The 14,809-nt window shown below is 40.3% G+C and carries 10 protein-coding genes; 6 read left to right on the top strand and 4 right to left on the bottom strand.

Annotation, left to right across the window (positions count from 1 at the left end):
- Positions 1-37: 37 nt before the first annotated feature.
- On the top strand, positions 38-580 hold the full coding sequence (locus GM418_RS16845) for an isochorismatase family protein (RefSeq protein ID WP_158868383.1): 543 nt from the start codon (positions 38-40) through the stop codon (positions 578-580).
- Position 581: 1 nt separating this feature from the next.
- Here GM418_RS16845 and GM418_RS16840 read toward each other — a convergent pair whose 3' ends face one another.
- A complete protein-coding gene (locus GM418_RS16840; protein WP_158868381.1) occupies positions 582-3,005 on the bottom strand; it encodes a T9SS type A sorting domain-containing protein in 2,424 nt (807 codons plus the stop codon).
- Between the two features lie 312 nt (positions 3,006-3,317).
- Here GM418_RS16840 and GM418_RS16835 point away from each other — a divergent pair, with 312 nt between their 5' ends.
- Genes GM418_RS16835 through GM418_RS16825 form a run of 3 tightly spaced genes read left to right on the top strand, consistent with a single transcriptional unit; the run spans position 3,318 to position 7,477 of the window.
- Complete coding sequence (locus GM418_RS16835) at positions 3,318-4,370, top strand: EFR1 family ferrodoxin (RefSeq protein WP_158868379.1); 1,053 nt, start codon at positions 3,318-3,320, stop codon at positions 4,368-4,370.
- Between the two features lie 47 nt (positions 4,371-4,417).
- On the top strand, positions 4,418-6,682 hold the full coding sequence (locus GM418_RS16830) for an alpha-L-rhamnosidase-related protein (RefSeq protein WP_158868377.1): 2,265 nt from the start codon (positions 4,418-4,420) through the stop codon (positions 6,680-6,682).
- Between the two features lie 30 nt (positions 6,683-6,712).
- Positions 6,713-7,477: an MBL fold metallo-hydrolase gene (locus GM418_RS16825; RefSeq protein ID WP_158868375.1), complete on the top strand. Its 765-nt coding sequence runs from the start codon at positions 6,713-6,715 to the stop codon at positions 7,475-7,477.
- Positions 7,478-7,529: 52 nt separating this feature from the next.
- Here GM418_RS16825 and GM418_RS16820 read toward each other — a convergent pair whose 3' ends face one another.
- The 3 genes from GM418_RS16820 to GM418_RS16810 form a co-directional block, all read right to left on the bottom strand.
- A complete protein-coding gene (locus GM418_RS16820; protein WP_158868373.1) occupies positions 7,530-8,852 on the bottom strand; it encodes an aspartate kinase in 1,323 nt (440 codons plus the stop codon).
- A gap of 114 nt (positions 8,853-8,966) precedes the next feature.
- A complete protein-coding gene (locus GM418_RS16815; RefSeq protein ID WP_158868371.1) occupies positions 8,967-9,869 on the bottom strand; it encodes an alpha/beta hydrolase fold domain-containing protein in 903 nt (300 codons plus the stop codon).
- A gap of 191 nt (positions 9,870-10,060) precedes the next feature.
- Entirely contained in the window at positions 10,061-10,768 is a 708-nt protein-coding gene (locus tag GM418_RS16810; RefSeq protein WP_158868369.1) for a GntR family transcriptional regulator, read from the bottom strand.
- Between the two features lie 184 nt (positions 10,769-10,952).
- Here GM418_RS16810 and GM418_RS16805 point away from each other — a divergent pair, with 184 nt between their 5' ends.
- Together GM418_RS16805 and GM418_RS16800 are read left to right on the top strand one after the other, a co-directional pair.
- Positions 10,953-12,230: a dihydrolipoamide acetyltransferase family protein gene (locus GM418_RS16805; RefSeq protein WP_158868368.1), complete on the top strand. Its 1,278-nt coding sequence runs from the start codon at positions 10,953-10,955 to the stop codon at positions 12,228-12,230.
- A gap of 17 nt (positions 12,231-12,247) precedes the next feature.
- The gene (locus GM418_RS16800) at positions 12,248-14,716 is read left to right on the top strand and encodes an alpha-ketoacid dehydrogenase subunit alpha/beta (protein ID WP_158868366.1); all 2,469 of its coding nucleotides are present in this window, start codon (positions 12,248-12,250) and stop codon (positions 14,714-14,716) included.
- The last annotated feature ends 93 nt before the right edge of the window (positions 14,717-14,809 follow it).

The following is a 14,809-nucleotide window of genomic DNA, read 5'->3' as shown; positions in this document are numbered from 1 at the left end:
AATAATTTGCTGGTAAAAAAAATTTAGTTGATTAAAAATGAGGATTACAAAAGAAAATACAGTAGGATTGGTTATTGATATTCAGGAACGTCTGTTTCCTGTAATGTGGGAAAAAGAAAATTTGCTAAAAAATTGTGCGATTTTACTAAACGGGTTAAAAGAGCTTTCCGTGCCAACCATCGTAACCCAACAATATACCAAAGGTTTAGGTGAAACACTTCCGGGAATTAAAACAACAATTGCTGATTTTGATTACGTTGAAAAACATGATTTTAGCTGTTGCGACGAGCCTAAAGTAGTCGAAAAGTTAAAGATATCGGGTGCTGAAAATGTAATTATCTGCGGGATTGAATCACATGTTTGTGTGTTACAAACTGCGGTTGATTTAAAAGAAGCAGGTCTAAACCCGTTGGTTGTTATGGATTGTGTTTCGTCGCGCTCAAAAGAAAGCATAGACACAGCAAAAGAACGTTTTCGTTATGAAGGAATTATGATGACTTCGTATGAATCGATTCTGTTCGAACTTACCCGGACTGCGGGAGCACCCGAATTCAGGGCTATTTCGAAGCTGGTAAAATAGTTCAGTGTACTAAAACAATTTTCCGGGTTATAACGGTGCTATTTTCAGTCATCCTGAAAAAGTAAATGCCTGCAGGTTTTCCGGTTAAATCAAGGCTTACTGTATTTGAGTCGTAAGTTACTTCGCGTGTACCTGAGTATATTCTTTTACCGTTAACAGAAAATACGTCCAACTGAACGTTTCCCTCTTTTTCATTTGCGAGTGTTATATTAAAAACTCCGGTTGAAGGATTTGGGTAAATTTCAATGGAATTACTTATCAGATTAATTGTTAGTTCACCATAATCACCATTGTATCCGTCAACCTGAAGCCAGTAGGTTTGAAATGGTGTAACTTTCAGGTCTTCAATAACGGCTTCGTTGCCCGATGATGTATTGTCGGCTGCAGCCAGAATGGTATAATTATCATTTAACACATCGCTGTATGAGTCGGCTTCATACAACGCTATCTGCGTGTCAAATCCTTCTGTTCTAATGGTGATTCTCCCGCTAGCCGGTCCCTGAAAAGTAAACCATATCGAATTATCGACAACTCCGCTTCCCGAAGCCGGACACCAACTGTTTTCAACCAGGCAGCCGGAGGCAGGCGGATAAGGCTCATTGTCCTCCGCTGTAGCACATTCATTTGAAAAATATGCGTTCCTTCCCAAATGCAAAGCGATTGCATTTCCAATATTGTCGTTTGCCTGCTGGATAACATGGAGCAACACACTATCAGACGTTGTGCAAGCGCCGTGGCTTCCTGTAACTTTTATATACGTATCAAATGAACCATATTCTTTGGCAGCATCCTTTAGTGACAAAACGAGCGAATCGGCTCCGGCTTCAATGTCAAAATACTCCTCTTCCGCTTCAAACAAAAATTCATTAGCGCCAGTAGCATGAAACACATAATTCTGAATTTCGCTTCCGCACAATCTTACTTCATCGGAGAAATCGATAAAAGATACATTTAGATTTGCAACTGCCTCAATTAAGTTTTCTGAAACAAGTGTGTCGTAACCATTCGTATTTCCCGCAATTAAAGTAACCGAATATACCCCCTCTTCAGCGAACACAACTTCCGGGTTTTGCGAATTTTTATCTGTTCCGTTTACAAATGCGACTGTTGAAGGGCTAAATTCCCACGACCAAATGGAAGGCGAAAAAGTGGTTTCGTCAGTAAAATAAACGGTTGTATTCAAACACGCAACAGACACATCGGCACTAAAATCGGCAGAAGGAGCGCTGCGATAATCAACACCGTCTAAACGAAGAAGCCCGGTATCGTCAGGATCCAGCCAGGTTTTAAGTTGTTCTTCGGATTCGGAACTGTAATCCCAGGAAACAGAAAATTTCCCAAAAAGTGAACTGGTTTCATCTCCTCCATGTAACTGCCCTATAATTCTCTTGTTTTCATCAAATAAAGGGCAACCAGACGAACCACTTTCATCGGTTCCTGCGTCATAAAACACTTCCCAGTGTGTATTTGGCATAGAGCGACTATTATCTTCCCACTGAATCAAATAACGGTAACTCTCCGGAGCATCATACTCCAATGCAATACATTTGTAACTTCCTTCCGGGTGGTGAATACTGGTTCCTTCCGAAGGTTCATCATCGCTTGCGTTCCATCCGGCAAAATAAGTTTGATATTCTTCCGGCGGATGCTCAGAAAGCTCCAAAAGGGTAAAATCGGAATAGGAGTTCGTTGCATGTAATTCAGCCCCGGAGAGAGATTGCTCCAGTGAAGCATCATTACTCTCGCAACCGGAGTTCTCATAGTTAAAATATGTGACCAAGGTACTGGCAACCGAATTGGAGCTGATACAATGATTTGCCGTTAAAAAGTAGGGCGTTTCATCCTGCCTTGCATTATTTACCAAAGCCCCCGAACAATAATAAGTATAAGGAAATTCAACAAACGACATTAAACAAACCGCATGTTTTTCGGTTTGCCAGTCTTCACCTTCAGCACAATTTATCTGAATCCATTCATTTGCAGCCGAACTTAATTCCTTATAAGCTCTTGACACATACCCCACGACCAACTCCCCCTGAAACACTGCATCATCAGGTTCATTGTATTCAATTACCAGCTCATTTCCGGGAAAATCAGCAAGCATGAGTTGGGTCCCCGAATTATTATTTTGGTTTGTAAAGCCTCCTCTTAAACGTTTCCGATCAGGGCTGTAAATGTACACGGCAGCGCCATCGGGCAGTTTGTAAGTTTTAAAAAAAACACCCAATGAAACAGCATCCGGACATCGAAGCTCATACCTCCATATATTAACACCGTTATTGTTGCTTTTTATACCTTCTTCAGAAATATTAATTTGAACTTTTTGAACAACTCCAAACCGGTTTGGAATTCCTGAATCGGTATCCTCTGTCAATCTTTCATTTATTTTAACCGAATCGAGCAAAACAGATGGTACTATTTCCAAACTTTTAGTTGTTGAATAAAAACTCTCCGGAATACTACCATTCGATACCTGAGCAACAAGCTTATCATGATTTATTAGCACCAATATAAAAAAGGACAATTTCAAAAATATAAATAATGGTTTTAGTCTCTGTTGCATACTTTTCCGAAAATTATCAATTGATACTGCATAATACAGGAAAGTATATACAATCCCCTTCTTTTATGTTGTAAGCAGAAATAAATTTTAACACAAAATAACTTTTAAAATATCCGGCAGTTTCTTACCCTTCTTATTGTTTTCTATTTTAAATTTACAGGAAAACCTTCAGCTATGATTGACAACCTGAAAATCTATTATTTTACCGGCACGGGTAATGCCAGGGCTGTTGCCAACTGGATTGCTGAATACTTCTCTGAAAACAAAATCGAAACAGAAATCACAAAAATATCTCCTTCTCTCCGCGTCGGTGCTGATGAAGTTGGGAAAAATTCTTTAATTGGCTTTTGCTATCCCACACACGGTTTTAATGCCCCTCCTGTTGTTATTGACTTTTTGCTCCGCTTCCCAAAACAGAAAAACAAAGTTTTTCTTATAAATACGCGGGCGGGAATGAAACTTTCAAAATTATTTACGCCAGGCATGAGCGGGCTTGCTCAACTTTTACCGGCTTTGATTTTAAAATTGAAAGGCTTTCGAATTATTGGGATGCAACCCATGGACTTGCCATCAAACTGGATTTCAATTCACCCGGGCTTACGGGAAAAAGTTGTAGAGTCTATTTTTATGCGTTGTAAAAGAATCACTCAAAACGTTGCCGTAAAATTGATTACAGAGAAACAATTTTTTAAAGGATTACTCTCGCTTCCTCTTGATCTGATGGTCAGTCCAATCTCAATAGGATATTATCTCTTTGGAAGATTTGCACTGGCTAAAACATATATTGCAGGAAACAAATGCGATGGCTGCCGGATTTGTGAAAAACAATGCCCGGTTCAAGCCATTCAGATAAAAAACAATCGTCCGTTTTGGACCAAAAAGTGTGAAAGTTGTATGCACTGTATGAATATTTGCCCCCGAAAAGCCATTCAAACACCACATCTTTTTGTAGCAGTTGTATGGTGGTTAATTTTTTCCATAATTCCGCTTTTTCTCACTTCAAAGTTAGCCCCCAAAGACAGTTTTCTGCATGCCCATTTTAATCTCGTTTTTTGGACAACGATTTTTATTACCGGGCTTCCTTTTGTGTTTTTAAGTTACAAAGTCCTGCATTTCCTGCTTCGCTATCGTCTTTTTAACTGGCTGATTACATATACATCATTTACCCGGCTACCTTTTTGGCGGCGATATTTTGCTCCCAAAAAATATTTAAAAGGGAAAAGTTAATTCTCTTTATTATTTTTGAAAACAATAAACGAATTGTAACCTGAACCATGAAAAATTTTATACTTATCGCTTTCATCTTTGTTTGTTTTTCCACTTTTGGTCAAGATTCTTACGAGCCAACTGGTTTATTAACAGAACTACTGAGGGCTCCCGAAATAGCCGTTATCACAGATTCAGAGCCTGAATTTGGGTGGATTTTCCCGCAACAAGGGGTATCCCAAACCGCCTGTCAAATTCTTGTAGCCAGTTCACCCGGTTTACTTCAGGAAGACAAAGCAGATTTGTGGGACAGTGGCAAAATGCAGTCGGCAAACTCACAGAATATTTCTTATCGGGGGAAAAAACTACAGCCAAACACAAGTTACTGGTGGAAAGTAAAAGTGTGGGGAGAAAATAGTTATGAAAGTAAATACAGCCAGGCGCAAAAATTTATCACAGGTGATTTAAACCAAAATAAAGAATGGCCGGGGCAAAGCAAGTGGGTTCAGTTTGAGGAAGAAAAATGGGTTGCCGAAGACCGCCAAATGGCAAGTTTCTTTTCGTTGCTTCCGGTTACTTTTGAAAAATCTTCGGCCAACAGTTGGTTTGCTGACTTTGGAAAAGCTGCTTTTGCTACACTTGATATTCGGGTAACGGCAAAGAAGGAAGGGGAGAGACTCATTATATTTCTGGGCGAGCGGAAAAACTTTGATTTTACAGTAAATAAAAATCCCGGGGTTTCCAACATCGGATTTTATAAATATGAAACCGTTTTAAAAAAAGGAACGCACAATTATCAGGTCGAAATTCCGCGTCACGATGCACGTTATCCACACAGTCAGAAGCTCGCACCCTTTTACCCGGAAGTTCTTCCTTTTCGTTATGTTGAAATAAACGGCACTGAAAATATGGAAGTAAACAGTGTAGTTCAAAAGGCGCTCTTTTATTATTTCGACGACGAAGCATCACATTTTGAAAGTCCGGACAATAACTTAAACAAAGTGTGGGATTTATGCAAATACACATTAAAAGCCACTCCGTTTCTGGGAGTATATTGCGACGGTAACCGCGAACGTATGCCGTATGAGGCCGATGCCTACATCCAGCAACTGGGGCATTATTCCGTTGACCGTGAATACTCAGCAGCACAATATACGGCAGCTTTTTTAATCGCGCATGCAAGCTGGCCAACTGAGTGGCAAATGCATTCGGTAATGATGGCCCGTGAGCACTATATGTACACCGGCGACACGGAATTTCTGGCAACAGTTTACGACGATTTGAAAAAGAAAACGCTTATTGATCTTGCGCGGGAAGATGGATTAATCAGCACAAGAACGGGGAAAGTAACACCTGAATTCCTTAAAAGCATTCATTATACAGGAGAGGGTTTTAGAGATATTGTTGATTGGCCGGCAGGAACGCCTGTGGGGAAAAAGCAGGCCAGCAATGCAGGCCCAACTCCCGAAGGCGAACGCGATGGATATGTTTTTACAGATTACAATACAGTGGTAAACGCCTTTCATTTTTATGCGCTTAATTGCATGAGTGAGATTGCCGGCGCCCTGGAGAAAAAAGAAGATGCAGATTTCTTTAAAACTCAGGCCAAAAAAGTTCAGGCAAGTATTATGAAAAACATGTTTAATAAAGAAAACGGAATCTTTACAGACGGCATTGGTACCGATCATTCAAGTTTACATGCCAATATGCTTCCTCTCGCTTTTAATCTGGTTCCGCAGGAGAACATAAAATCAGTTGCCGAATTTCTAAAAACCAAGGGGATGGCCTGTAGTGTTTACGGTGCGCAATACTTGCTGGAAGCGCTATACAATGCAGGCGAAGCAGAATACGCTCTGGATTTGATAACATCGGAAAGTAAACGCAGCTGGATAAACATGTTAAATGTTGGTTCAACCATGACCACTGAAGCTTGGGATGAATATTACAAGCCCAATCTAACCTGGAACCACGCATGGGGCGCAGCGCCGGGAAATATTATTCCCCGACGTTTGCTGGGTATCCAGCCTCTGGATCCGGGATTTAAAACATTTACGGTAAATCCTCAGCCAACCGGACTGGAAGAACTTGAAATCAGGGTACCTACCATTCGGGGGGGCATTGAGTGTTCTTTAAATTCAAACGCTGGCTTATGGGAAATGGATCTGTCGGTTCCGGGGAACAGTGAAGCCTTTGTTCTTATTCCTTCAGAGTTAAATAATATATTGGTAAACGGCGAAAATCATACTCCTGCTTCTCAAATCCACTATCTCGGTATGTCTAGAAATTTGTTGCAGCTTAAAGGTGGAAATTACCGGATTTCAGCAAAAAAATAATTACTTTCGCGAGCGCAAAAAGAAGGAAAAATGCTGGAGATTTGTGCAATAGCATCAGGGAGCAACGGAAACTGCTACTATATTGGAAATAAAAAAGATGCCATTTTAGTTGATGCCGGAATTTCGTGTAAACAAATTCTGCTTCGTATGAAGGAAAAAGAATTGGATTCGGCCAAATTAAAGGCAGTTTTTATATCGCACGAACACAGCGACCATTTGCGAGGAGCAAGGGTTTTAGCTAAACGATTGCATGTTCCTGTTTACATTACTGCAAAAACATACAATGCAGCCTACAAAAATCTCAGGCCCGATTATCCGCGTTTTTTTGAACCTGCCAGCGAAATTAATATTGGAGAATTTGCAGTTTATCCGTTTCTAAAAAACCATGATGCAGTTGAACCTTGCTCATTTAGAATTGAATACGCTGGAAAAAATATTGGTGTTTTTACCGATATCGGAGAAGCTTGCGAAAACGTTCAGTTTCATCTGGAAAAATGTGACGCGCTTTTTCTCGAAACCAACTACGATGAAAAAATGCTCTGGGAAGGGCGTTATCCTTACATATTAAAAAGAAGAATAGCCTCTGCATACGGACATCTTTCCAATAATCAGGCTTTTCAACTTCTCGACAATCATGCGGGGGATCATCTGGAATGTGTTTTTCTCAGTCATTTATCAAAAGAGAACAATTCACCTGAAATTGCTTTTAAAGAAATCCAAGCTCTGGAAACCCGGTTCAAGGTAAAATTAACTTCGCGCTACGAAGCGGGTGAAGTGATACAAATAAAAATTTAAACAAAAAAATGACACCCCGTGATAAGATGCCATTTTTCTTTTTTGCAGTTATTTAATTTCCATTGTTTAGCAAATCGTCGCTAAGTGCCTGAAGCGTTTCTTTTTTTCGCGAAGTAGGAACAAGTACCGAAATGTTGTGTCGGCTCCCTCCGTAAGAAATCATACGAATTGGAATTCCATCAAGCGCATTAAATACTTTTGATGCAAAACCTTTCTCCTCCTGAATAATATCGCCAACAATACAAATAATAGTCATTTCATCGTCGATTTCCACAGTTCCGTACTGGTCAAGCTCAGCTCTGATCTGACTTAAATTCCATACATTATCAATTGTTAGCGAAACGGCAACCTCTGAAGTTGAAATCATATCGATGGGCGTTTTGTATTTCTCAAAAATCTGAAATACATTTTTCAAAAACCCATAAGCCATAAACATTCTTCCGGAGCGAATTTTAATCGCTGTAATTCCGTCTTTTGCAGCAACAGCTTTAATACCTGTCCCGTCAGACTCCGCTGTAATCAACGTTCCACTATCAGAAGGATTCATGGTATTTTTCAAACGAACAGGAATATTATGAACCCGGGCAGGAAGCACCGTGTGCGGATGCAAAATCTTCGCTCCAAAATAAGCCAACTCAGCCGCTTCGTTAAATGAAAGCTGTTCTATTTTCTTGGTATTTCCCACATACCGCGGATCATTATTATGAAACCCATCAATATCAGTCCAGATTTGAATTTCTTCCACATCAACCGCCGCTCCAATTAAAGAAGCGGTATAATCACTCCCCCCTCGTTGCAAATTGTCAATATCCCCGTCTGTATTCCGGCAGATAAATCCTTGAGTGATATAATAATCGGCTTCTCCGGTTTTTTTAAGAACTTTCTTCAGATTTTTCCGAATAGCTGTCTGGTCTGCTGATTTATCTTCATCTATTCGCATAAAATCAAGTGCAGGAAGCAATTTTACATTGAATCCGTTTTCTTCCATCAACAAGGCAAATAATTGGGTAGAAATTAATTCTCCCTGAGCCAAAATAGTATTTTCACCTACCAGGCTAAATTTCCCCGAAGTAAACGATTTTATGGTGTTAAAGCTTTCTTTTAGCACCTTTTGTCCGAGTGTTTTATTCTCTTCTGTTTCGAAGAGCTTTTCAACAACCTTTTTGTATTTGGTTTCCAGTTTCCCTATAAAAATACGGGCTGTGTCCTTATTTCTTTTATGAAGATAATTTGCTATTTCAACCAAAGAGTTTGTAGTACCCGACATGGCCGATAAAACTACAATTTTTTGTTCTCCGTCGGTAACCAGTTTCATTACCGCTCTCATATTTTCGGGCGAACCAACCGAGGTACCACCAAATTTTAAAACCTTCATTGTATTCTTTTCGTTATCAACATTTTTATCGGCCGCAAAGATGAATATTTTTATGTGATTTTAAAAGTTTTCAGAACAAAAAATGAATATTTATTCAGACACATTGAATAAATATTACTTCTCTTCCAAATTGAATTTACCCAGGAAAAAATCAACCAAATCCTTTCCTGAAGGATCAACGATTCCAATTTCCGGAGCATAAACAATGGCTTCGGCTTCCACCTCCTTTGCTCTTTCCAGTAATGCCATGGCATGATTTGGATGATGATTTAATTCGTCCTGATTCATTGGTGCGCCACCTGCTTGTTTATTAAACACAAAAAAAGGAGAGGCATTTTTATTCATTTTCTCCAAAAAATCGAGCTCCTTTCGAACGACTTCTGCCTCCGGGGTTTTTATGTAATCGGCCGAGTTAAAACCAAATGCCTGTGCAATTTCCAGCATCTTCTCCGGTGAATTATCTTTAGGCAAACCTATAATTTTGTCCCAGCGGCAAATATCATAAGTTGATTGCGTTGCAAATGCTCCCGCGCACGTTATTCTTGTCGACTCGCGAAGCACCGGATTTTCGCTTTCCGGTTCTGCCATGTCAACAGAAAAAGCAAGCCACAATGATGTGCCTGCTCCCGCAGACCCTCCTGAACATGCAACACGATTTTTATCGATATTATATTTTTTTGCATTGTAACGGATATACTGAAGACAACGCTTTGAATCATTTAAACTGGCTAAAATCCCGTAGGGCGCCTCGTTCATAAACCGGTAATTAATAACCGCAACTGAAACCCCCGAACGAAGAAAACGAACCATATCATCAGATGAGTAATATTTTGATTTATCTCCGCCAATAAAACCTCCGCCATGAATGTATATAACCAAAGGTGTGGGTTCTATAGAATCAGCCATCCATATATCAAAGTTATTCCTTGGGTGCCGGCCGTATTTTTCATTTTGAAATGTAGCCCTTATTCCTTCTTTATTAACCGGTTCAACCAGTTCTAAATTCTCTGCAATCATACTTTTACTTTATTTCCCGCCCGATAAATACATTCCAAAAAATTCCCGGGCAGAACAACATGAGTAAATTCTAATTCATTTTTGCACTGTAAATGAATTGGTTTAAAAAAAATAGCGGTCAAAAGTAGGATTATATGATTGGAGTTAAAAATTTTTAGGCGCTTATTTTATTGAAGCCTGCTTATTTAGATTTAAAAGCGGCCGAAAATTGCATGCTTTTCCGAATTAAAATATATAGTAGAATAAATATTAAATCCTTCTTTGTTTGTTGCAAGCTTTCGTTCGATATACAAAACCGGTTGGCCACTTTTAAGTTGAAGGAGTTTTTTAATCTTAGCATCAGGTTTAATAGCCTTAAGTTTTTGCTCACCTCCCAATATTTCAATCTGATAAGTCTGCCGTAAAATGTCAAACAGCGATTTATTTTCAAATGAACGATTGGTAATCCGGGGAATATGAATATTCGGAAGATGATTAATATCGTAAAAAACAGGAGCTCCTTCAACAAAACGAAGTCGTTCCATATAAACACATCCGGCTTCCTGTTCCAGTTCCGAAAGTTCAAAGGGAAACGATTCCTCCCATTTCTGAATAACCGGCTTTTGTAAAATATCGGTTTTCAGATAACGAACGCCAACTGCTGACGCTGTTCCGGCAATAGATAAAATGCCGATATCCCGAACCGGCTTTTTGACAATACTTCCTTTCCCCTGCTTTTTCAAAATCAATCCGTCCTTTACAAGTGAATCAAGCGCATGCCTCACTGTCGGGCGGGTCATATTATGTGCTGCACACAATTCATTTTCAGACGGCAGTAAACTTCCTTCCCCGTAAACACCATTCATGATGTGTTTTCGAAGAATCTCATATAATTGACGGTATTGTGGTATGCTCCCCATTTTGCTCCAAAGTTAAAAAATTTTTAAAACATATTAAACAACTTGTAAATACAAGTTATAAAATATATTTTTACACCGATTTAAACAATGTAAATAATTACATATTGATTTTCAACATATTAAGAATAATCGATAATTAAAATTTGTAATAACAAGTAAATCAAAATAACAAACCAGTAAGATTATGGCAATACCAGTATTAATGCCGCGCCAGGGCCAGTCAGTAGAATCATGCATTCTTGGGCAATGGTACAAATCGGTTGGAGAAGAAGTTAGTGAAGGAGACATCCTTTTCTCTTACGAAACCGACAAGGCATCGTTTGAAGAAGAAGCAAAAGAAAGCGGTGTGCTTTTAGCCACATTTTTTGAAGAAGGTGATGAGATTCCGGTACTCGCGAATGTTGCGGTTATCGGAAAAGCGGGAGAATCTTTTGACGAGTTCGCTCCTGGAAACGAAGTAACTCAGGAATCGGAAGAAAAAGAAACTGAAGAAGAAGCACCTAAAGTGATTGAATTCGAGATGGAAGAAAGCGGATCTGGTAGTCGAATTCGAATATCCCCATTGGCAAAAAACATGGCGGAGTCGATGGGTGTTGACATCTCAACATTAAAAGGCTCCGGCCCCCGCGGCAGAATTATTGCCCGTGATATAGAAGAAGCCTCAAAAACAACAACACCAGAACCGGCAGTAAATACAGAAACAAAAGCCAAACCGGCACCTGTTGCAGCTGCTCCGTCAAAACCCGCAGTTGTTCTTGAATCGGGAAGTGATTTCGAGGTAAAATCGATTCCAAATATTCGCAAACTGATTGCAAACGCCATGCACCAGTCGTTGCAAAACTCGGCACAACTTACACACCACATGAGTGCTGATGCGCGACAAATCATGAAATTGCGCAAAAAATTCAAAAAAGAATATTCCGAAGGAACAATCAAACAAAATGTTACAATTAATGATTTGGTTTGTTTTGCTGTAATTCGTGCGTTGGAAAAATTTCCACAGGCAAACACGCATTATCTGGGCGACAAAATGAAATGGTTCAAAAAAGTTCATCTTGGACTGGCAGTTGACACGGATCGTGGCCTTATGGTTCCTGCCGTTCAAAACGCTGACGATTTATCGATCACAGGACTTTCTTACCAACTGCAGCAAGTTGCCACACAAAGCCGTGCCGGAAGTATCAATCCTGACTTATTAAGTCCGGAAGCAGCGTCATTTACAGTTTCTAACCTTGGAAATTACGGCGTGGAAATGTTTACTCCGGTAATAAATCTTCCGCAAACTGCTATTTTGGGAGTTTGTACAATCATCCCACGCCCAAAAGAAATTGAAGAAGGGGTTTACGGTTTTGTTCCAATGATGGGACTTTCGTTAACTTACGATCACCAGGCGCTCGACGGAGGAGAAGCAACTCTATTCCTTGCTGAAATTAAAAATCAGATTGAAACTCTTTCACTTTAAACATTAAACTTAATACGATGCCAAAAGTACAATTTATAAATCCTGAAGAGGTCAGAAAACCTCGCCAACTGGAATTCAAACCAATTCCAATCAATCAGTACGAAAAAACGATTGAAGAAGAAAAAGAAAATTTTTCAAAAGAAGATTTTATCCGCATATTTCATGACATGGTTGTTATTCGCGAATTTGAAACCATGTTAAACCTGATAAAAACCCGCGGAGAATACAACGAGATTCCATACAATCATCCGGGACCAGCTCACCTTTCCATCGGGCAGGAAGCTGCTGCTGTTGGAATGGCTTACACTTTAGATGTTGATGATTTTATCTTTGGTTCACACCGCAGCCACGGTGAAATTTTAGCAAAAGGTTTGTCTGCTATTTCAAAATTGGATGACAAAACACTGGAAGAAATAATGGAAACCCATTTCGATGGAAAAACTCTGGCTCCGGTAAAAGCGGGCCACAAGGGCTCCACAAAAGAGTTAGCTATTAAATTCCTGATTTACGGAACACTGGCTGAAATTTTTGCCCGCGAAACCGGATTCAACAAAGGACTGGGTGGTTCGATGCACGCGTTCTTCACTCCGTTTGGAGTTTATCCGAACAACGCTATTGTTGGTGGTTCCGGCGATATCTCAGTGGGTGCAGCTTTGTACAAAAAAGTGAATCGCAAAAAAGGGATTGTTGTCGCCAACATTGGCGACGCATCCATGGCTTGCGGTCCGGTTTGGGAAGGATTAACTTTTGCCACCATGGACCAATTCTCTGAACTGTGGGAAGGCGATATGAAAGGCGGACTTCCCCTGGTTGTCAATATTATGAATAACCAATACGGAATGGGCGGACAAACCTGCGGAGAAACCATGGGTTATGAAATTGCAGCCAGAATTGGTGCCGGATTAAACAAAGATCAAATGCATGCCGAACGCGTTGACGGTTACAATCCGTTGGCAGTAATCGACGCCTACAAACGTAAAAGAAAAATCATTGAAGAGAAACGCGGCCCGGTCTTACTTGACGTTCTTACCTATCGTTACAGCGGGCACTCTCCTTCCGATGCCTCTTCGTACCGGTCAAAAGAAGAAGTGGAAGCCTGGGAAAAACAGGATTCGATTGTTTGGTTTGGCAGCGAACTGGCAAAAGCCGGCATTGCCACACAAGAAGAATTGGAAGCCATTAAAAATGAAACTGTAGAAATTATTACAAGTTCGCTCAAACTGGCTATCGACGACGAAGTTTCGCCACACATGGATATGAAAAAATATCCAAATTTGATTGGCGATATGATGTTCAGCAACCAAAGCCTGGATAAAATGGAAGAGCGTCCGGTGGAAGTAAATCACCCGATGGAAGAAAATCCACGTGTTCAGCAACTGGCAAAAAAAGAACGGTTTATGTTTGATAAAAACGGAAAACCTCATTCAAAAATAAAAACCTACGGATTACGCGATGGAATTTTCGAAGCAATCGTTGACCGTTTTTATAAAGATCCAACTTTAATTGCCTACGGAGAAGAAAACCGTGACTGGGGTGGCGCATTTGCTGTTTACCGCGGGCTAACAGAAGCACTGCCTTACCACCGATTGTTTAACTCTCCTATTTCTGAAGCATCGATTGTGGGAACCGCCATTGGTTATGCTATGTGCGGAGGCCGTGTAATTCCTGAAATTATGTATTGCGACTTTTTGGGTCGTGCCGGCGACGAGGTTTTTAACCAACTTCCAAAATGGCAGGCCATGAGTGGAAATGTACTTAAAATGCCGGTTGTAATTCGCGTTTCTGTTGGCTCAAAATATGGGGCACAACACTCGCAAGACTGGACAGCGCTGGCTGCTCATATTCCCGGATTAAAAGTCGTTTTCCCGGTTACGCCTTACGATGCAAAAGGGTTAATGACCAGCGCACTTCAGGGAACTGACCCAGTGGTTTTCTTTGAAAGCCAACGTATTTACGATATTGGCGAACAATTCCACGAAGGTGGTGTACCGGAAGGTTATTATGAAATTCCAATGGGCGAACCGGATATCAAAAAAGAAGGAAGCGATGTTACCATTTTAACCATTGGGGCAACTTTGTACCGCGCTCTGGATGCGGCTAAAACACTTGAGGAAAAATACAATCTTTCAGCTGAGGTAATTGATGCCCGCTCACTGGTGCCATTTAATTACGATCTGGTGATTGAATCCATCAAAAAAACAGGAAGAATTGTAATTTCGGGCGATGCTTCCGGACGCGGTTCATTCCTGCGCGATTTGGCCTCAAATATTACAGAACTGGCATTTGATTATTTAGATGCTCCACCAGTTGTTGTTGGTTCGCGTAACTGGATTACACCGGCACACGAACTGGAAGACTACTTCTTCCCGCAACCCGAGTGGATTATTGATGCCATCCACGAACGTATTCTTCCAATTCCGGGATATACACCTGAAAATGACTTTACGGAAGAAGAACAGCTTGACAGAAATGCAAAAGGAATCTAAAAAAATAACGGGGAATTTTAAGTAAAAAAGGAAGTTCAGAATTCCCCGCTTATACTACTTTGCCAAAAGTAATCTTAATCCGACTTTGAAAAA

The sequence above is a fragment of the Maribellus comscasis genome (genome assembly GCF_009762775.1).
GTDB classification, from domain to species: Bacteria; Bacteroidota; Bacteroidia; order Bacteroidales; family Prolixibacteraceae; genus Draconibacterium; species Draconibacterium comscasis.
The sequence above is the reverse complement of the archived record's forward strand: the minus strand, read 5'-3'. Positions and strand labels throughout refer to the sequence as shown.